Below are 19,994 nucleotides of genomic sequence, written 5' to 3' on the forward strand. Positions count from 1 at the left end.
ATAACAAAAACAGGAAGCTCAGGCTCAACTCCAAGAGGTAACACGATGAAAAGATTGCTTATTGCCCTGATGACCACTGCGGCTGCACTCTCGATGGCGGTGACGGCGGAGGCGCAGGAAAAACTGAAGGCCTGCTGGGTCTATGTCGGCCCGATCGGCGATTTCGGCTATTCCTATCAGCACGATCAGGGCCGTCTCGAGGTCGAGAAGGAACTCGGCGACAAGGTCGAGACCGCCTATCTGGAGAACATCTCGGAGGGTCCCGACGCGGAACGTGCCTTCGAGCGCCTGGCGCGCGAGGGCTGCAAGGTCATCTTCGGCACGTCCTTCGGCTTCATGGATTCCGAACTGAAGGTCGCCAAGAAGTTCCCGGACATCAAGTTCGAGCACGCCACGGGCTACAAGACCCTGGACAATTTGGGCGTCTACAACGCCCGCTTCTACGAAGGCCGCTACGTGATGGGGCAGATCGCGGCCAAGATGTCCAAGAAGGGTGTTGCCGGCTACATCGTCTCCTTCCCGATCCCGGAAGTGGTGATGGGTATCAACGCCTTCCTGCTCGGCGCGCAGTCGATCAATCCGGACTTCAAGCTGAAGATCGTGTGGGTGAACTCCTGGTTCGATCCCGGCAAGGAAGCCGACGCCGCCAAGGCGCTGTTCGACCAGGGCGCCGACATCATCACCCAGCACACCGACTCGACGGCGGCCCTGCAGGTCGCCGAGGAGCGAGGCCTGCTCGGCTTCGGCCAGTCCTCCGACATGATCAAGTTCGCGCCCAAGGCCCAGTTGACCTCCAACACCGACAACTGGGGTCCGTATTATGTCGGGCGCCTGAAGGCGGTTCTGGACGGAACCTGGAAGTCCGACAATGTCTGGCTGGGCATCAAGGACGACGCCGTCAAGCTGGCTCCCTTCACCAACATGCCCGACGACGTGAAGAAGATGGCCGAGGACACCGAAAAGAAGATCGCCGGCGGCTGGAATCCTTTCACCGGGCCGATCGCCAAGCAGGACGGAACGCCCTGGCTGAAGGACGGCGAAGTGGCCGACGACGGCACGCTGCTGGGCATGAACTTCTACGTCAAGGGCGTGGACGACAAGCTGCCGCAATAAGCGGTCGAACTGGCGTACAAAGCGAAAAGGGCGCCGTGAGGTGCCCTTTTTCTTGGCGAGGTTTACCTTGCCAACTTTTCCGGGTCAGACGGACTGACCGTAAAGATCACAGGCGTCGGCACGGTCGATCTTCGCCTCGTCGAGCCAGTGCAGAAGCATCCGGGGCCGTCCTCCGTCTTGCCGGAGAGCCGGCGATGAAGGTCGAGCGGGATGCGCTCCAGCGTCTTCGGGCGCCGCGGCTGACAAAGCTCACGCAGGGAGCGGACATCCAGGAGTTTTCCGCAGGCGTTTCTCCCGATGCCGCTACCCTGATCAGCTTACCGCGTTGTTGACGTGCGGCCAGACTTCCATCCAGCCGCGCCAGACCATGTCCAACGCGACGTAGAGGATGATGAGCAGGCCGATATAGGCGATCCAGCGGTGGCGATGCAGCAGCCTGGCGATGAAGGAGGCGGCCAGCCCCATGAGGGCGATCGACAGGATGAGGCCGGTCACCAGCACGGCGAAATGATCGCGCGCAGCACCCGCTACGGCCAGCACATTGTCCAGCGACATGGAGACGTCGGCGATGACGATCTGCGTGGCCGCCTGCGCAAGCGTCTTCCGGGTCCGGCCGGCGACGGTTCCGTCGCGGTCGATATCGACGTTGGAAAGCGCCTCCGCCGCCTCGTTCTCGTCGTCATGCGAAGTGCGCAACTCGCGCCACATCTTCCAGCATACCCACAAGAGCAGGATGCCGCCGGCCAGCAGCAGCCCGACGATGGCCAGCAGTTTCACGGTGACGGCGGCGAAAAGGATCCTGAGCACGGTTGCCGCAAGCACGCCGATGAGGATCGCCTTCTTGCGCTGTTCGGCTGGAAGGCCGGCGGCGGCGAGGCCGATGACGATGGCATTGTCGCCGGCCAGCACCAGGTCGATGGCCACCACCTGCAGGAGAGCGGTTATTCCGGCGGCACTGAATATGTCCATCGACCCGTCGCCTCTCGTCTCGGATACCCTGTCGGTGGGCTATCGCGTCTTTTCGTCCCCCGTCAAGCGGCGGATGGGCAATCTACGGCAATGAAGGTGTTGACGAGGGTGAGTGCAGGACGGCGGTTGGACGGATAAAGGACAATCCGGCGACGACCACACGCTCATGAGCGCCGGTCATGCTCAATCATACAGATTGTATCTGGTCCACTCGTCCTTGGGGATTTCGGCGCCGATCTTGTATTTGAAGTCCAGCACTTCCATGTGGTCGGGCGCCGTCTCGCACTTGAATTTCAGCCGATACCACTCGCCTTTGCTTCGGAACGCCGCGCCCGGACTGCGGATGGAATCGGTGGTCATCTGCGGCGTGGCGAAAGCATAGGCCACGACCCGGTCGGCCCTGTACTGACGATTATCTTGCGTGATGCGGTCCAGTACCTCTGCGTCGCAACGCTGTTCCAACCGCGTCTGCGGATCAAGCTTGAGAAGGCCGGCCCGCAGCGCGTTATCCATCGCATCGGCGTGGCCGGTGATCGCAAGGATAGCCAGAGCGGCACAGAAAGACTGGAGAATACGAGAAGACATGGGAATCAATTTGCAGTTTCGATTGTTGATCCTCGTGACGGCGAATCGGTGATCAATACACCGGAAGTCAGCAGATAATCCAACAAGCCGCCCGTGACATTTCAATTCGTCGTGTTTCATTTCCGGCGCATCGTCGACAGGCGCTACGCATCAGGAGTGCCTGTCACGCTGGTCGGGCATGATCGATGCAATCGCTTCCCTGTCTCGAGCCGTCGCCGGATTATAGACGATCATGCTCAGGTCGGGACGACCATCGATCGAGAACGCCGAATATTCGAAGGCCAGGGGGCCGATCACGGGGTGACGTATATGCTTGACGATCTCGCCGGGCGGGCCGGAAATCCCGTGGTCGCTCCACATCGCACTGAACTCCGGACTGAGGCGGCAAAGCTCGGCGACGAAAGGTTCGATCTCCGAGCCAGCGCCGGCACGCGCGGAATCGACGCGGAACGCGCCCAGCGCGAACCGCGCGACTTCTTCCCAGTCGTATTGCGCCGCTTTTGCGCGAGGATCCAGGAAGATGTAACGTAGGATGTTACGCTCCTGCGGCGGTAACGCCCCGTAGTCGATCAGCATGACGGTGGACGCCCGGTTCCAGGCCACGACGTCCCAGGTGGCTGTCCGGATCAGGGCAGGGGTCGGGTCGAGCGCATCGAGCACCCGTTGCAGCCGGGGCGTTACGCCGTCGTTCTTCCGGTAGCGCGCCTCTGGCGGCCTGCCGAGGCCGAGCAGGAACAGATGCTCGCGCTCGATATTCGTCAGCATCAATGCGCGCGCGATGCGGTCGAGCACGTCGGCGGAGGGCGCGCCGCCGCGCCCCTGTTCGAGCCATGTGTACCATGTCGGGCTGATGTTCGCCCGCTGAGCCACCTCCTCGCGTCGCAGCCCGGCTGTGCGGCGGCGCTCGGCCGAAAAGCCGAAGGCAGCCGGATCCAGCCTCATGCGCCTGTCGCGCAGATAGGAGGCCAGCGTATTTCGTACATTGGAAACGTCGCTCATCCGGTTAACAATCTTACTATGATAAAGTCACGCATTTACCAGGATACGCCGAGCGTACATCTCTGTCTCCATCAAAAACAGGAGACTTGCCCATGCGCGTTTTCGTCACCGGCGCCACCGGAAACATCGGATCGAAAGTCGTGAGAGAACTTATCTCGGCGGGCCATCAGGTGATCGGCCTGTGCCGATCCGACGCGAAGGCGCCCGCGCTCGCCGCACTGGGAGCGGAAGTGTACCGCGGATCGATCGCCGAGCCGGAAAGCCTGAAGGAAGGCGCGGCGCGCTCCGACGGAGTCATCCATCTTGCCTTCAATCACGACTTTTCCCGCTTCGCGCAGAACTGCGAGGACGACAGGCTCGTCGTCAAGGCGCTCGGCGACGTGCTTGCCGGCTCGGATCGCCCGTTGATCGTGACCTCCGGAACGCCCATCGCCAACACGGTTCCGGGCGAGCCGGCCAGGGAAGGCAACGCAACGGTCGGCTCCGAGACCCATCCGCGCGCTGCCTCGGAGGAGGCGGCCGCCGCCGCCGCTTCGCAGGGCGTCAACGTGTCGGTCGTGCGGCTTCCGCAGGTCCATGATCGCCTTACGCAGGGCCTCATCACGCCCGCGATCCAGATGTTCCGCGACATGGGCATGTGCGCCTATGTCGGAGACGGGTCGAATCGCTGGCCGGCCGCTCATGTTCTCGACGTCGCGCGCCTCTATCGCCTTGCGGTCGAGCGGGCAGAACCTGATGCCAAATATCATGCGGTGGCGGAGGAGGGCGTTCCGATGCGCGACATCGCGACGGCGATCGGCCGGCGCCTGAACCTCCCGGTCAGGTCGATACCTGAGGACGAAGTCGAGGCGGTGTTCGGCTGGCTCGCGCTGTTTGCCGGCCATGACATGCCGGCCTCGAGCGAGCGGACGCGCGCCGTGCTGAACTGGAATCCGACGGGGCCGGATCTGCTCTCCGATCTCGCGCAACTGAATATCTCAGGCGAGGGGCAAGTTTGATCGAACTGACGGGCGCAGGCGCTTGCGCCTGCGCTTCAAATCATGGAAGAGGCGCGCGAGCATCTGCGTTCTGGAGAAACACGGAATGAAGCGAATTCTGCCGGCGGCAGCCTGCATTCTTGCCGCCGCCTTGGCCGGTTGCGCAACCACGCCGGTCGATTACGCCGCCTCGCTCTCGACGCAGGATCCGAAATGGCAATCGTCGCAATGCCAGCAGGCTCGCAGCGACGCGCAGGCCTACGATGCCCGCGAGAAAGAGCATCCGAGTTGGGGGACGGGCATCTTTCTGGGACCGTACGGCCTCGGCATCGTCTCGGCCATCAAGGAGCACGAGCAGAAGCAGCGAAGGGCGTTTGCCCGCGAGGTCCACATGAATTGCTCGAGCCTGCCCTTGCCGAAAGAATTGCAGGCTGACGCGTCCTCGCAGGGCGGCTCCGCGAAATACCCTTAGGCCATAGCGGGCTTGACTGGCGGAGGGAGTGGGATTCGAACCCACGGTGACATCGCTGCCACGCCGGTTTTCAAGACCGGTGCCTTAAACCGCTCGGCCATCCCTCCGGTGTCGATTCTGGCAGCTTTCAGCGATCGTCCACTCTCGTTCGATGCTGCCACTGCCGTTTGCTTCCGCATACGGTCGCGAGTTCGGCTTTACCTCGCTGGCAATCATAGCGTCAACCTGCATCCCCACGTCTGCCGAAGGGAACCATGACGGCCTGCACGGCCGAGGCCATCGACGAGGGCGAACCGGGCACAATATCGAATTAGCCGCTGCTGGCATTGAGACCCAATTGGTTGCGATCCATGTTCTGGTGCATCCATGACTGTTTCCTGCGCCTGCGCTCGCAACAATTGCGCACCGGCAATGCCGCCGGGCCACGGCAAAGCTCCTTTTGATGTATCGCCCTCACACCACGACGAAATCCCCATTCGAGATGGTGGGATGGGTCGAGAGCGTCGCGAAGTGGATGGCGGCACCGGCGCCGCTGCCGTCGGCATCGTAGCTGAGCCAGCCGTTGGTTGCGTTGTAGAGGATATGCTGGGCGGCTGTCGTGGCTGCGCCGATGGCGAAGGCGGAGGCGGCGAGCGTGCCGGTCGCCGTCAGCGCGGTGAAGACGGCATTCTCCAGCCGGATGGTGTCGTCGGCGGCAACAAAGTCGGTGATGGTGTCGACATTGGCGGTGTTGTTGAGCGCCGTGGTGAAGGCGAACGTATCATGGCCCGTCCCGCCGGTCAGCGTGTCGTTGCCCCAGCCGCCATTGAGAGCGTTATTGCCGGCATTGCCGACCAGCAAATTGTTGAGGTCGTTGCCCGAGACGTTGACGTTGGCGCTGCCCGTCAGCACCCCCATCTCGACCGCCCCGTTGACATGAGCCGTGTCCCAAAGATTGATCGTCAGCGCCGATTGTATCCTGTCGAAACCGTTCGAACCGGCCACGCTCTCATCGACGATGTCGTTGGCGTTGTCGACGACGTAGGTGTCGTTGCCGGCACCGCCCTGCATGGTGTCGGCGCCGGCGCCGCCGTTGATGAAGTTGCCGCCGGCATTGCCGACCAGCAGGTTGTTGAGGCCGTTGCCGGTGAGGTTGACGTTGGCACTGCCCGTCAGAACGCCCATCTCGATGGCGCCCTTGAAATGGACAGCGTCGGCAAGGTTGATCGACAGCGCCGACTGCACCCGGTCGAAGCCGTTCGAACCGGCCACGCTCTCGTCGACGATGTCGTTGGCGCTGTCCACCACATAGGTATCGTTGCCGGCGCCGCCCTGCATGGTGTCGTTGCCGGCACCGCCGTTGATGAAGTTGCCGCCGGCATTGCCGACCAGCAAATTGTTGAGGCCGTTGCCGGTGAGATTCAGATTGGCGCTGCCCGTCAGAATGCCCATCTCGATGGCGCCCTTGAAATGGACAGCGTCCGCAAGGTTGATCGACAACGCCGACTGCACCCGGTCAAAGCCGCTGGCACCTGTCTCGTCGACGATGTCGCCGGCGCTGTCCACCACATAGGTATCGTTGCCGGCGCCGCCCTGCATGGTGTCGTTGCCGGCACCACCGTTGATGAAGTTGCCGCCGGCATTGCCGACCAGCAGGTTGTTGAGGCCGTTGCCGGTGAGATTGACATTGGCGCTGCCCGTCAGCACGCCCATCTCGATGGCGCCCTTGAAATGGGCCGTGTCGGCAAGATTGAGAGAGATCGACGACTGCACCCGGTCGAAGCCGCCCGAGCCGGCCACGCTCTCGTCGACGACGTCGCCGACATTGTCGACAATGTAGGTGTCATTGCCGGCGCCGCCCTGCATGGTGTCGGCACCGGCCATGCCGTTGAGTAGGTCGTTGCCCGCGCCGCTGCTGATGACGTTGTTGCCGGCGGTGCCGACGATCTGGTCGTTGCCGCCGCCGGTAATGGCGCTCTCAAAATTGATAAAGCTTTCGTAGGCGAAATTGGTCGCGCCGGTTGCCAGATTGACGGTGTAATCACCAGCGAAAGACCGCGTGTCCAACGTATCGACGCCGGCGCCACCGTCGAGCACTTCGGGAACGATTCCGCTGGAGAGTCCGGCGAGCATCAGGTCGTTATCGGCGTCGCCGTAATAATGCCCTTCGCCGCTGGAAACGATCGTGTCGTTGCCGCCGTTGCCATGCACGGTCTGGTCGACGCCTTCGGCACCTTTGAGCGTGTCGTTGTCCACGGAGCCGCTGACGGCGATGGAAGCGGCGCTGATGATTGCGCCACTGAGGTCAGCGACGCCGCCGGCGCCGACGTCGTTGCCGAGCATGTCGACAAAAACGGAGAATGCGCCGCCGACCGTGATCGTCGGCGAGGAGGTCATGAAGACATTATCGCCGGCGAGGAGCGTCAGCGAGCCGTTTGTCGTGATCCCGGCCTGCACGACGATGTCGCCGCCGCTGCGCAGCACAAGGTTCGACGCATTGGCTGGCGAGATAGCGCTGCTCACCGTGAGCCGACCCGTGAAATCGTCGACATTGCCGATGGTGAGATTAGGCGTGAAGACACGATCCAGCTCGGCGTCGGAGAGTTCCAGCGCGAAGGCAGCGTCGCCCGCGCTGCCGAGATCGATTTCGCGGCCAGCCGTGACAGGGCGAAGCATGACCTCGCCATGCTCGGCGCCGATGCCTGATGTGCTGGCAATCAGAATCCGGTCCGCGTCCACGATCACGTCGCCGGAATTGGACGCGATCGGCTGCGGACCGCCTGCAATGGACGCAGGATCGACGACGAGCGCGCCGTTTGCGCCGGTGGTCAGGATCACGTCCGCGCCTGCGTTCCCATTGGCGAAGATGCTCCCGTCGGTTCCGGCGACACTGCGCACATGGATGTTGCGGCCAGCCGTGATGGAGACGTTTCCACCCGTACCGCCGCCGAAATCGTCCGAGGCCAGGTCGGCGAAACCGTCGATGAGGAAATCGCGTCCCGCATGGATGGTGATGCTGCCGCTGGCGCGCACGTCATTGTCGAAGTCGGTGCCGATAATGCCGAAACCAATGTCGCGGCCCGCCTCTAGCACGAGGTCACCTTTCGGCACCGTGATCGCGTCCCGGTCGGCATTGGCGATGATATCCGAGTCGATCCCGTTGGCTGTTAGCGCGACGTTCCCGGAGGTGTCGCCGCCGCGGACCGACTCCGTGCCGGTGCTGTCACCGAGCAGGATCGAGCCGATGGTGGAGAAACTGATGTTGCCGGAAGTCAGGACCCGCAGGCCGCTGATGGCGTCGCTTATGCCACCGATCTGCACAGATCCGAAATTGCTGAGCGTTATGCCGCCGGTTGTGGTCTCGGCCTCGATGATCGCCGCCTGCGTCTCGATCGCATTGCCCGGTGTTCCGATGCCTGTGCCCGCACTGAAGGCGATCTGGCTCGCGACGACGTCGACACCGGCGTCGATGCCAAGCTCGGCGATGCCTCCGTTCACAGCCAGCGTGGCCGCGCCAGTGGTCCGGACATTGCCGATGGTGACCGATTGAGGCGACGCTGCCGCCGAGGCGAGGTCGCCGATGGTGAAGTTTGCGGCCCCGAGCGGATCGGTCAGGTTGACTGCCAGATTCACGCCTGGTGCATTGGTGGTGAAGGAGAGACTGTCCGCCGGATAAGCAAACGTGAAGATGACGGCGCCCGTTCCATCGCGGATCACCGAGGTGCTGTTGCCGGCAATGCCGTCGTCATCGAGAGTGTAGTTGCCCGTGGTCGTAAAAATCAGATTGAGCGGCATGATCGCATCCCTTCTGCGAACGCGCGGTACAGCGTGAACGAAACAGCATATGGGAGGCGTGTATCGACCGTATGTCGCCGGCGAAGAAGCGCCCGGTTTAGGTCGGTCGACGATTCCGCTCGAAGAAGCCATGATTCGGCCCGCCCGCCGCCGCAATCGATTAACAGGCCGCTAAACAATTCCTGCGCAGATGGAAGCGGCGCATACGGGCCGGCACGAGCCCTGGCGCTGCGGCTTTCGATTTCGACCGCGAGGCAGGGACGGCAGGGGACAATCGCAACATGCAGAATTCGGTGTGTCCGCGCCTTCGTCGCGCCTCGGCCCTCGCGATCCTTGCGGCATCGGCGGCGCTGCTTGCCGGCTGCGCCACGCCCGAACCAAAGGGAACGGTCCACAAGCCTCGGTCAAAAGAATATTTTTCCGAGAGCGACTATGGCGTGAAGGCGAGCCCTTACGCCGGCGCGCGGCGGCTCGTCGGGCGCAACCAGGTCGGCAAGCCGTACCAGGTACGCGGCAAGTGGTATTATCCCAAGGAGTACAAGACCTACTCGAAGGTCGGCACCGCATCCTGGTACGGCGACGCCTTCCACGGCCGGCTCACCGCCAACGGCGAGGTCTACAACGTGTCGGACCTGACCGCGGCCCACCCCACCATGCCGCTGCCGAGCTACGCCCGCGTCACCAATCTCGCCAACGGCTCCTCGGTGGTCGTGCGGGTGAATGACCGTGGACCGTTCCATGACGGACGATTGATCGATCTTTCCCAGCGTGCCGCCAAGATGCTGGGCTACGCCAATGTCGGCACGGCCAAGGTCAAGGTCGATTATATGGGACGCGCGCCGCTGGAGGGCGACGACCAGCCTTTCCTGATGGCTTCCTATCGACCGGGCGACCAGGCACCCGACCCGTCGGACGGGTTGCCGACCGGCGTGATGGTGGCGATGAACGGCTCGACGCCGAGCGCCAGCCCGAAAGCACCCGCCTTCCCGGGCAACCGCAAGACGGCCGCGCCGTTCGACCTCATCGCACCCGCGACCGCACAAGCCTCGCCCGCCGACCTGTCCTTGCCGGAAGTCGGACCGGCGCCTCGCGAGCGGCCCGGAGAGAAGAAGGCCGCGAAGCCGACCAAGCTGCCCTTCGCGATGGCGTCGCTTTCCTATGCCGACCAGCGCGTCAGCCGGGCGGCCGAGGCGTTCTCCGCGTTCGACGGCCGGCTGTCCTCGGACGACGTGGTCCGTTCCTGGAAGCGGCTCAATCCGCAGGCAGCGCAGGACCCGAGCGGGCAGGGGAGCGGCTATGTGGCGGTCGGTACATTCGCCACCGAGCGTGAGGCACGACGCGCCGCCGACGCGCTTGCCGGTTCAGGGCGGATCGATATCCAGCCTTCGCGGCACGATGGCAACGACTGGTATTCCGTCAACCTCCACCCGGACGGCCACGGCGACCTCGATGCGCTTCTGCAGGCTGCCTGGTCAACCGGCGCGGCCGACGCACTGGCCGTGCGGGACTGACCGTACGGCGCGCGCCCGACACCGGAAGCGGTTGCTTCCACGGGAAGGGAGCTGATAGGTTCATCCGCCTGTCCTTCCGGTCGAGCTTCGCCTTGATTTTGCCCTTCCAGATATCCCGCCGCCTCTCGACCGATAGCATCGGGCGCATTCTGTCTTCGCTGCTTTGCTTCGCGGCATTCGTCGCTGCGTGCCTGCCCGCGCAGGCACAGCTTTTCGAGACCAAGGCGGCCCACGCCTACATGATCGACGCCGATACCGGCAGCGTGCTGTTCTCGAAAGACCCCGACGCGCTGATGCCGCCGGCCTCGCTCGGCAAGCTGATGACGATGGAAATGGCCTTCAATGCAGTCAAGTCTGGTCGCCTCAGACTGGACGACACGTTCACCGTCAGCGAGCACGCCTGGCGGACGGGCGGCGCGCCGTCGGGCACGTCCACCATGTTCGCCAAGCTGAAATCCACGATCCGGCTGGAAGACCTGATCCGCGGCGTGATCGCGCAGGCGGCCAATGACGGCTGTATCGTGATCGCCGAGGGCATGGCCGGCTCGGAATTGAATTTCGCCCATCAGATGACCGAGCGCGCACGGCAGATCGGGCTGGAGAAATCGACTTTCGTCAATGCGACGGGCCTGCCGGCGGACGGCCAGCAGACGACGGTGCGTGAACTGGTGACGCTCGCGCGGCATCTGTGGCGCGACTACCCGGACCTCTACCGCTACTACGGGGAAAAGGAATTTACCTGGAACAAGATCCGCCAGCTCAACCGCAATCCGCTGCTGTCCATGGACATCGGCAGCGACGGGCTGGCCGTCGGCGCCAGCGAACAGGACGGATTCGGCATTGTCGGATCGGCCGCACAGGGCGGGCGGCGCGTGTTTGCCGCGCTGAGCGGGTTGAAGGACGACAAGGAGCGCGCCGAGGAAGCGCGCAAACTCATCGAATGGGGCCTGCGGTCCTTCGAGAAGTCCGAAGTATTCGCGGACGGAGAAACCGTCGGCGAGGCGGAGGTCTTCGGCGGGCAAAAATCCGGGGTTGCGTTGAAGGCGAAGGGGCCGGTCGAGCTTTTCCTGCCCATCACCAATCGCGACAAGATCACCGCGCGCATCGTCTATCAGGGGCCGCTGGCGGCTCCGGTCGAACAGGGCCAACCGGTGGGTGAACTGAAAGTATGGATCGGCGACACGCTCAGCCAGCAGGTGCCGCTCTACGCAGCCGAATCCGTCTCCATCGGCTCACTGCCCCAAAGGGCGCTCGATGCCGCAAAGGAACTGCTGGTCGGCTGGCTGCGCTGAGACGCCGCCTCACCGTCGCCCGTCATGGACCTTTTCGTTCCCGCGCCCTATGACCATATGCGAGGGACAGAAAAGGCTCGCAGGTGGCACGCGGATTCTTCATCACGTTCGAAGGCGGGGAAGGGGCCGGCAAGTCGACGCAGATCGACAGGCTGGCAAGCAAGTTGCGCGCCAAGAAATACGACGTCGTCCTGACCCGCGAACCTGGCGGCTCGCCGGGCGCGGAGGCCGTGCGGCACGTCCTTCTGTCCGGCGCGGCGGAGCCGTTCGGGCCTGAAATGGAGGCCCTGCTGTTCGCCGCCGCCCGTTCCGATCATGTCGAACAGGTGATCCGCCCCGCGGTCTCGCGTGGCGCGATCGTATTGTGCGACCGCTTCCTTGATTCCTCGCGCGTCTACCAGGGCGTCACCGGCGGACTCGACGACGACTTTATGGCGAGCGTCGAGCGTGTCGCGATCAACGGCATGATGCCGGACCTGACGCTCATCCTCGACATAGACCCGCGGGAGGGGTTGCGGCGGGCGACGGCACGCCGCGACAAGGACGACGGTCCCGACCGCTTCGAGAAGGAGACGCTGGCGATCCACCAGCGCCGGCGCGACGCCTTCCTTAAGATCGCCGCTGCCGAACCGGAGCGCTGCATCGTCGTCGATGCCTCCCGCGACCCCGCAGAGGTAGAGGACATCGTCACCGCGGCCGTTTTCGCCGCGCTCGCGGAACGCCTGCCGGCGACGAGGACAGCGCAGGCATGAGCTTCGAACGCATCGCGCCCGAGCAGCACGACACGCTGGACGGTGTCGCCGAACCGGCTGAGAATCCGCTGCTCGTCGGCCATGCCGACGCTGCCCGCACGCTGACGCAGGCCTATCGCGCCGGAAAGCTTCCGCATGCCCTGATCCTTGCCGGCCCCCACGGCATCGGCAAGGCGACGCTCGCCTTCCACCTCGCTCATCACCTGCTGAAATATCCGGACCACCGGGAGGCGCCGGAGAAGCTGGCCGTTCCCGATGCGGGATCGTCGCTGTTCCGGCAGGTCGCCTCGGGCGCGCACCCTTCGGTGCTGCACCTGACCAGGCCTTATGACGACCGCGCCAAGCGCTTCAAGAGCGTTTTGGCCGTGGACGAGATCCGCAAGGTCGGTCAGTTCCTGTCCATGACCTCGCATGACGGTGGCTACAGGGTCGTCATCGTCGATTCAGCAGACGACATGAATATCAATGCAGCCAATGCCTTATTGAAGAATCTTGAGGAACCGCCTAAGCGTACCGTCTTCGTCCTGGTCGTCCATGCACCGGGCCGCCTGCTGCCGACCATCCGCTCGCGCTGCCAGACGGTGCGGCTGGCGCCGCTCGCCGACGACGACCTGCTTGGCGTGCTCGACCGGACCGACCAACCGCCGCCGCAAGATCCCGAGTCGCGGGCGGCGTTGGCGAAGCGGGCAGGAGGCAGCGTGCGTGCCGCCATTCTGCTCACGCAATATGGTGGGCTGGAGATCGCCGAAGCGCTCGACAGACTGGCATTGTCGGCCACGCCCGAGATCGCCGACCGTCACAGGCTGGCGGACGCGGTTGCCGGGCGCGATCAGGCCATTCCGTTCGGCGTCTTCAACCAGCGGGCGCTGGAACTGTTGTCGAACGGGGCAGGGAAGGCGGCGGACCAAGGCGATCTCGTTCGCGCGAAATCGCTCTCCGACACTTGGCACGAGGCGCTGTCGGCTATATCAGAGGCTGAAACCTACAATCTCGACAAGAAGCAGCACGCGCTGACCATGATCGAACGGCTGAACTCTGCATTGCGAATGTGACGCTGCCCAGCGCGCCGGGATGGCAATCGCCGTCCCGATGCGATAATCCACCGCGACATTTGCATTCAGAGACCGCCCTTTCATGTCACGCGAAAAATTCTACATCACGACTGCCATTTCCTATCCCAACGGCAAGCCGCATATCGGCCACGCCTACGAGCTGATCGCCACCGATGCGCTGGCCCGTTTTCAGCGGCTCGACGGCAAGGATGTCCTGTTCCTCACCGGCACCGACGAGCACGGCATCAAGATGCTCCAGACAGCCCGCAAGGAAGGCGTGCCGCCGCGCGAACTGGCCGACCGCAACGCCGCCGAGTTCCAGCGCATGGGCAAGGTGCTGAACGCCTCCAACGACGACTTCATCCGCACGACCGAAGAGCGCCACTACAAGGCGTCCCAGGCGATCTGGAAGGCGATGGCCGCCAATGGCGACATCTACAAGGGCGGCTATGCCGGCTGGTACTCCGTGCGCGACGAAGCCTATTACGGCGAGGACGAGACGGAAGTCCGCGCCGACGACGTGCGCTACGGCCCGCAAGGCACGCCGGTCGAATGGGTCGAGGAGGAGAGCTATTTCTTCCGCCTTTCCGCCTATCAGGACAAGCTGCTCGCGCTCTACGAGAGCCAGCCGGACTTCATCGGTCCAGCGGAACGGCGCAACGAGGTTGTCAGCTTCGTCAAATCGGGTCTGAAGGACCTCTCCATCTCGCGCACCACCTTCGACTGGGGCGTGCCGGTGCCCGGCGACGAGAAGCATGTGATGTATGTGTGGGTCGACGCGCTCACGAATTACATCACTGCCGCCGGCTATCCTGATGAAAATTCAGAAAAATGGTCGTTCTGGCCGGCGAACGCGCATATCATCGGCAAGGATATCGTCCGCTTCCACGCGATCTACTGGCCGGCCTTCCTGATGTCGGCCGGAATCGAGTTGCCGAAGCGCGTCTTCGGCCACGGCTTCCTGTTCAACCGCGGCGAGAAGATGTCGAAGTCGGTCGGCAACGTCATCGACCCCTTCACGATGGTCGAGCACTATGGACTGGACGCCGTGCGCTACTTCTTCCTGCGCGAGGTGCCGTTCGGCCAGGACGGCAGCTACAGCCACGAGGCGATCGTCAACCGCACCAACGCCGATCTCGCCAACGACCTCGGCAATCTGGCGCAGCGCTCGCTGTCGATGATCGCCAAGAACTGCGATGGCAAGGTGCCGCAGCGCGGCGATCTCACCGAGGCCGACCGCGCGATCCTCGACCTCGCCACGGAAGCGCTTGCAACGGCGCGGCGCGCCATGGCCGAGCAGGCGATCCATCAGGCGCTGGCGGCGATCTTCGGCGTCGTGGCGGAAGCCAACCGCTACTTCGCCGGCGAAGCGCCCTGGGGCCTGAAGAAGACCGACCCGGAGCGCATGGAGACGGTGCTGTGGGTGACGGCCGAGACGGTGCGGCGTGTCGCGATCCTCTGCCAGCCCTACATTCCGGGCTCGGCCGGGAAACTGCTCGACACCCTGGCAGTACCTGAAGACCGTCGGCAGTTCGAGCATCTCGCGGCCGAACACGCCCTGAAGCCCGGAACCGCGCTGCCTGCGCCGCAGCCGGTGTTCCCGCGCTACGTCGAGAAGACGGAAGCGGACGCCTGATGCTCGTCGACAGCCATTGCCATCTGGATTTCCCGGATTTCGCCGAGGAGCGGGCGGCCATCGTCGCCCGCGCCCTGGCGGCCGGCATCGGCCGCATGGTGACGATCTCGACGCGCGTCAGGAAATTCGACCAGATCGTTGAAATCGCGGAGACTTTCCCGGAAGTCTATTGCTCCGTCGGCACCCATCCGCACAATGCCGGAGAAGAGACGGACATCACGGCCGGCGATCTCGTGCGGCTGGCGGGACATCCGAAAGTGGTGGCGATCGGCGAGGCCGGTCTCGACTATCACTACGACCGCGCCCCGCGCGACGCGCAGGCCGCCGGCTTCCGAACCCATATCGCGGCCGCTCGCGAAACGGGCCTGCCGCTGGTCATCCATGCGCGCAGCGCCGACGAGGACGTCGCCGCCATATTGAGGGACGAGACGGGGAAGGGGGCCTTCCCCTTCATCCTGCATTGCTTTTCTTCCGGGCGCCGGCTTGCCGAAGTCGGCATCGAACTCGGCGGCTACGTCTCCTTCTCCGGCATCCTCACCTTCAAGAACTCCGCGGACCTGCGCGCCATCGCCGCCGACATTCCGCACGACCGGTTGCTGGTGGAGACGGATGCGCCCTATCTCGCTCCTGTTCCGCATCGCGGCCAGCGCAACGAACCGGCCTTCGTGACCGAAACCGCAAGGGTGCTGGCCGAAACCGTCGGCGTCTCGCCGCAGGACATCGCCTCGATCACCACCGATAATTTCTTCCGCCTGTTCACGAAAATGCCACGGCCGACGACGCCGAACGGGCAGGGCGCCTGACGGTGGCCGATGCCGGGGTCAGTCCTGGGGGCGAGCGCCTGCGCCTGACCATCCTCGGCTGCGGTTCCTCGCCCGGAACGCCGCGCATCACCGGCGATTGGGGCAATTGCGACCCGGCCAACCCACGCAACCGCCGCATGCGCTGCGCCGCCATGATCGAGCGGATCGGTCCCGCCGGCGTCACGCGCGTCGTCATCGACACCGGGCCGGACTTTCGCGAACAGATGCTGATGGCCGACGTGGAGCGCATCGACGGCGTGGTCTACACCCATCCGCATGCCGACCATATCCATGGTATCGACGATCTGCGTTCCTTCGTGCTGGCGCAGCGGCAGCTCGTCGACATCCATGCCGACAGGCCGACGCTGGCAAGGCTGCACGAGGCCTTCGGCTACTGCTTCCAGACGCCGCCCGGCAGTTCCTATCCGCCGATCCTGCGGGCGCACACGATCGACCATGACCGGGCAGTGACGATAGAAGGAGAGGGGGGCGCCCTCACCTTCGAGCCGCTGCCGCAGGTCCACGGCGACATCGTCTCACTCGGCTTCCGGGTCGGGCCGCTGGCCTACTGCCCCGACGTCAGCGCTTTTCCGGAGACGACGGCGGCGAAGCTGACAGGCCTGTCCCTGCTGGTCATCGACGCGCTCCAGTACAAGCCGCATCCGAGCCATTTCTCGCTCTCCGAGGCACTCGGCTGGATCGACAGGCTGGCGCCCGAACGCGCCGTCCTGACCCATATGCACATCCCGCTCGACTACGCGACGGTGCTTGCGGAGACGCCGGAGACCATCGAACCCGCTTTTGACGGGATGATCCTGGAAATTCCATACAATTCAATATGAAGGAGAATTTTCTTCATGGTTGGAAGCATTGATCGGGTGACGGCGGCGGCGGCTGATGCCGGGCTTGCGATCGAAGTGAAGCGCATGGGCGCCTCGACACGCACCGCCGAGGAAGCGGCCGAACAATGCGGCTGCGGCGTCGCCCAGATCGTCAAGTCGCTGGTGTTCCAGGGCGAGACCAGCGGCAGGCTTTTCCTCTTTCTCGTATCGGGCGCCAACCAGCTCGACCTTGCCAGAGCGGCGGCGCTGGCCGGCGAAGCGCTGAAGCGCGCAGATCCGCGCCATGTCCGCGACGAGACCGGTTTCGCCATCGGCGGCGTCGCGCCGATCGGTCACCTGATCGCGATCCCGGCGTTCGCCGACGAGACGCTGCTGGCATACGACCGGGTATGGGCCGCGGCCGGCGCGCACGACGCGGTGTTCGCTGCCGAACCGAAAGCATTGATCGAGGCCGCCAAGGCACAGGTCGCTGCACTGGCGGCGTGACGGCGCAGCGTCGCCGACGAGACAGGTCGGCCAGGCGATGCGGATTGTCGGTTACGCTGAACGCCGGCCATTTCAAGGCTTTTGCGCATGTCCAATAGTTCCATAATCTATCTTATGCGACTTTCGTTGATGCGCTGGGAGCAATCCGATTCCCTGTCCTTGATCCATGAGCGGACTTCCCTGACTCGCGTCCGTTAGCGGATGCTCCCTCTTTCCCGGCGAGCAGCTTTCCGCTACGGGCGTCTTCCGCTTCACGGCCTATCCGACATCGAAGTGTGTTCGCCGTCCGGCCAGGCACCTTTGCGAAAAGCCTCAAACACCAGCGCACGTAGCCAGCGGTGGCCGCTGTCGGCGTCCATTCGCGGGTGCCATATCTGCGATATGGTGAGTTCCGGCATCGGGATGGGCAGTTCGAACAGCGTTATCTCGTAGCCGGGAAGCGCCAGGCAGGCGGAGTGCGGGACGAGACCCAGAAGGTCCGAGGCCGAGACGACCGCGATCACCGCCGGGAAGCCGGGAACGACGACCCTCACCCGACGTGAAAGCCCAAGCACGGCCAGCGTCTCGTCCGCCGGGCTGGATTTGTCGCGCCGCCGTGCGAACACCACATGGCTCCAGGCGCACAGACGTTCAGGCGTTACCGGCTGCTCGAACAAGGGATGGCCGGCCCGCGCGATACCGACATAACGGTCGCGATAGAGAGACTGGGCGCGAAGCTCGCCGGGCTCCTCGGAAATCACTCCGATCTCGATGTCGATCACGCCGGTTCGCAACGGCTCGATGTCCTTGTCCGGCTTCGGCATGAAGCGCAGCCGCACGCCAGGCGCCACAGCCGACACCGCCGCGCTCAATTTAGCGGCATAGAGCTGCGTAAAGGCCTCGTTGGCGCGGATTGTGAACTCCCGCTCCATATATCGGGGATCGACGGGCGGCGGCGGCCGCAACACCGCCTGTGTCCCCGCCGAAAGCATACGGACCTGTTCGGCGATCGCCTCGGCATGAGGCGTGAGCACCATCGCCCTGCCGGCCGGCACCAGGACCGGATCGCCGAGCGATTCCCTGAGCCGCGACAGCGTGCGGCTCATTGCGGAGATGCTGAGGCCAAGCCTGCCCGCAGCTCGCGTCACGCTGCGTTCCTGAAGCAGGACATCGAGAGCGGTCAGCAGGTTAAGGTCGATGCCACGCATGGCGTCATATGCAAATCTCGATTGACTCTATTGCGTCTGGTGCAATCTATCGCAAGGCAATATCAGGACGGAGCCATCAAGGAAAGCTCCCATGTCACAGACGATTCTCGAACCCCATGCCGACGGCCTGCCGTCACCGCGCCGGTATTTCGCCGTAGGCGTCCTTCTCCTGACCCTCGTGCTCGTGGTGCTCGACGGCGCCATCGCCAACATCGCCCTGCCCTCCATCGCGTCTTCATTGAACGCCAGCCCGAGTGATACGGTGTGGGTGATCTCGAGCTACCAGCTTGCGGTCCTTGTGGCGCTGCTGCCCTGCGGGGCCATCGGCGAAATGCTCGGCGCGCGGCGGGTCTTCCTCGCCGGCGTCGCGCTCTTCACACTGGCCTCCGCCGCCTGCACCTTTTCCACCACGCTGGAGATGCTGGTGGCCGCGCGCTTCGTACAGGGGCTCGGTGGCGGCGCGATCATGGCGCTGGGCATCATGAACATGCGCTTCTCGGTGCCGCACCGTCTCCTCGGCACCATCATCGGCATCAATGCGATGACGGTCGCCATCTCGTCTGCCGCCGGACCTGGCATAGCGGGCGCGATCCTTGCCGTTGCGTCATGGCCCTGGCTGTTCGCCGTCAACATTCCGCTCGGCATCATCGTGCTGGCATCGGGCGCCCTCCTCGCCCCTTCCCGAGGGGTGGCGCGCAAGCTCGACGGCAGGGCACTGGTCGCCAACGCGCTGATGTTCGTCCTGTTCTTCGTCGGCGCCGACCGAATTGCCGAGGCGCCGGTTTCAGGCGGCCTGCTGATCGCCGGTTCGGTCGCCTGCCTGGTCACGCTGCTGCGGATCGAGCGCAAAAGCACCGCGCCGATCGTGCCCACCGACCTGTTTGCCGCACCGGCGTTCCGCTTCTCCGCCATCGCTTCGGTGTGCTGCTTCACCGGCCAGACGCTGGGTGTGATCGCCCTGCCCTTCTATCTCCAGCATGGGCTCGGCATGACGGCGACCGAGGCCGGGCTTTACATGATGCCCTGGCCCGCGGCGGTAGCCGTCATTGCGCCGATCTCCGGGCGGCTAGCCGATCGGATGAAGACGGCCTGGCTCTGCGCTGTTGGCGGTATCCTGCTCGCCATTGGCCTCATCGGCGTCGGCCTGCTGCCGGACGACCCGCATCACGTGGCCTTCATCGTCGGCACGGTGGTCGCCGGGCTCGGCTTCGGCTTGTTCCAGACCCCGAACAACCGCATCCTGCTTCTGTCGGCGCCCAAGGCGCGCAGCGGTGCCGCCGGCGCCATGCAGGGCACCGCACGATTGACCGGGCAGACCCTCGGCGCGATTGCCATGGCGATCACTTTCTCCGTCGTCCCGCTCACCGTGGCTCCGGAGGTCGCATTGGTCCTGGCCGCTGCCTTTGCCGCAGTTGCGGCCGTGGTCAGCCTTGGCCGTGTGCGCCATGAAACGGAAGGATGGAATACGGCGATGGGGAGCGCGGCATGACTTTGGCCCCGGACCTCAAGCGACCGTCACGGGACACTGCCGCCGTTCAGTCCGT

General features: G+C 64.3%; 17 protein-coding genes and 1 tRNA gene. 12 read left to right on the top strand and 6 right to left on the bottom strand.

The window, feature by feature from the left end; all coding sequences use genetic code 11:
- Positions 1–45: 45 nt before the first annotated feature.
- Positions 46–1,113: a BMP family ABC transporter substrate-binding protein gene (locus ABMA46_RS10685; protein ID WP_348999334.1), complete on the top strand. Its 1,068-nt coding sequence runs from the start codon at positions 46–48 to the stop codon at positions 1,111–1,113.
- Between the two features lie 312 nt (positions 1,114–1,425).
- On the opposite strand, the gene ABMA46_RS10690 is transcribed toward ABMA46_RS10685, so the two are convergent.
- The 3 genes from ABMA46_RS10690 to ABMA46_RS10700 form a co-directional block, all read right to left on the bottom strand.
- On the bottom strand, positions 1,426–2,082 hold the full coding sequence (locus ABMA46_RS10690) for a TerC family protein (protein WP_348999335.1): 657 nt from the start codon (positions 2,080–2,082) through the stop codon (positions 1,426–1,428).
- A gap of 183 nt (positions 2,083–2,265) precedes the next feature.
- Entirely contained in the window at positions 2,266–2,595 is a 330-nt protein-coding gene (locus ABMA46_RS10695) for a DUF930 domain-containing protein (protein ID WP_425475728.1), read from the bottom strand.
- Between the two features lie 222 nt (positions 2,596–2,817).
- The gene (locus ABMA46_RS10700) at positions 2,818–3,666 is read right to left on the bottom strand and encodes a helix-turn-helix transcriptional regulator (RefSeq protein ID WP_348999336.1); all 849 of its coding nucleotides are present in this window, start codon (positions 3,664–3,666) and stop codon (positions 2,818–2,820) included.
- A 92-nt stretch (positions 3,667–3,758) separates the two neighbouring features.
- On the opposite strand from ABMA46_RS10700, the gene ABMA46_RS10705 reads away from it, so the two are divergent.
- Both ABMA46_RS10705 and ABMA46_RS10710 read left to right on the top strand, forming a co-directional pair.
- The gene (locus ABMA46_RS10705; protein ID WP_348999337.1) at positions 3,759–4,664 is read left to right on the top strand and encodes an SDR family oxidoreductase; all 906 of its coding nucleotides are present in this window, start codon (positions 3,759–3,761) and stop codon (positions 4,662–4,664) included.
- 85 nt (positions 4,665–4,749) lie between these two features.
- Positions 4,750–5,115, top strand: a complete 366-nt coding sequence (locus tag ABMA46_RS10710; protein ID WP_348999627.1) for a hypothetical protein — start codon at positions 4,750–4,752, stop codon at positions 5,113–5,115.
- Between the two features lie 17 nt (positions 5,116–5,132).
- Here the strand turns inward: ABMA46_RS10710 and ABMA46_RS10715 are convergent.
- A tRNA-Ser gene (locus ABMA46_RS10715) sits at positions 5,133–5,222 on the bottom strand.
- 346 nt (positions 5,223–5,568) lie between these two features.
- Positions 5,569–8,889, bottom strand: a complete 3,321-nt coding sequence (locus tag ABMA46_RS10720; RefSeq protein WP_348999338.1) for a beta strand repeat-containing protein — start codon at positions 8,887–8,889, stop codon at positions 5,569–5,571.
- A gap of 281 nt (positions 8,890–9,170) precedes the next feature.
- Here ABMA46_RS10720 and ABMA46_RS10725 point away from each other — a divergent pair, with 281 nt between their 5' ends.
- The 8 genes from ABMA46_RS10725 (at position 9,171) to ABMA46_RS10760 (ending at position 17,263) form a co-directional block, all read left to right on the top strand.
- The gene (locus ABMA46_RS10725) at positions 9,171–10,400 is read left to right on the top strand and encodes a septal ring lytic transglycosylase RlpA family protein (protein ID WP_348999339.1); all 1,230 of its coding nucleotides are present in this window, start codon (positions 9,171–9,173) and stop codon (positions 10,398–10,400) included.
- A 137-nt stretch (positions 10,401–10,537) separates the two neighbouring features.
- On the top strand, positions 10,538–11,692 hold the full coding sequence (locus tag ABMA46_RS10730; RefSeq protein ID WP_425475729.1) for a D-alanyl-D-alanine carboxypeptidase family protein: 1,155 nt from the start codon (positions 10,538–10,540) through the stop codon (positions 11,690–11,692).
- Positions 11,693–11,775: 83 nt separating this feature from the next.
- The gene (gene tmk / locus ABMA46_RS10735; RefSeq protein WP_348999340.1) at positions 11,776–12,444 is read left to right on the top strand and encodes a dTMP kinase; all 669 of its coding nucleotides are present in this window, start codon (positions 11,776–11,778) and stop codon (positions 12,442–12,444) included.
- Positions 12,441–13,496: a DNA polymerase III subunit delta' gene (locus tag ABMA46_RS10740; protein ID WP_348999341.1), complete on the top strand. Its 1,056-nt coding sequence runs from the start codon at positions 12,441–12,443 to the stop codon at positions 13,494–13,496. The genes tmk and ABMA46_RS10740 overlap by 4 nt, the downstream gene beginning before the upstream one ends.
- Before the next feature lie 82 nt (positions 13,497–13,578).
- On the top strand, positions 13,579–15,132 hold the full coding sequence (metG, locus tag ABMA46_RS10745; RefSeq protein WP_348999342.1) for a methionine--tRNA ligase: 1,554 nt from the start codon (positions 13,579–13,581) through the stop codon (positions 15,130–15,132).
- The gene (locus ABMA46_RS10750) at positions 15,132–15,935 is read left to right on the top strand and encodes a TatD family hydrolase (protein WP_348999343.1); all 804 of its coding nucleotides are present in this window, start codon (positions 15,132–15,134) and stop codon (positions 15,933–15,935) included. The genes metG and ABMA46_RS10750 overlap by 1 nt, the downstream gene beginning before the upstream one ends.
- A gap of 2 nt (positions 15,936–15,937) precedes the next feature.
- A complete protein-coding gene (locus ABMA46_RS10755; protein ID WP_348999344.1) occupies positions 15,938–16,777 on the top strand; it encodes an MBL fold metallo-hydrolase in 840 nt (279 codons plus the stop codon).
- 15 nt (positions 16,778–16,792) lie between these two features.
- Positions 16,793–17,263, top strand: coding sequence for a YbaK/EbsC family protein (locus ABMA46_RS10760; RefSeq protein WP_348999345.1), 471 nt, complete (start codon positions 16,793–16,795; stop codon positions 17,261–17,263).
- 251 nt (positions 17,264–17,514) lie between these two features.
- Here the strand turns inward: ABMA46_RS10760 and ABMA46_RS10765 are convergent, their stop codons facing one another.
- Complete coding sequence (locus tag ABMA46_RS10765; protein ID WP_348999346.1) at positions 17,515–18,450, bottom strand: LysR family transcriptional regulator; 936 nt, start codon at positions 18,448–18,450, stop codon at positions 17,515–17,517.
- Between the two features lie 91 nt (positions 18,451–18,541).
- On the opposite strand from ABMA46_RS10765, the gene ABMA46_RS10770 reads away from it, so the two are divergent.
- Complete coding sequence (locus ABMA46_RS10770; protein ID WP_348999347.1) at positions 18,542–19,939, top strand: MFS transporter; 1,398 nt, start codon at positions 18,542–18,544, stop codon at positions 19,937–19,939.
- Positions 19,940–19,994: the final 55 nt, after the last annotated feature.

The organism is Mesorhizobium hunchu (assembly GCF_040081975.1).
In the GTDB taxonomy this organism is placed as follows: Bacteria; Pseudomonadota; Alphaproteobacteria; order Rhizobiales; family Rhizobiaceae; genus Mesorhizobium; species Mesorhizobium hunchu.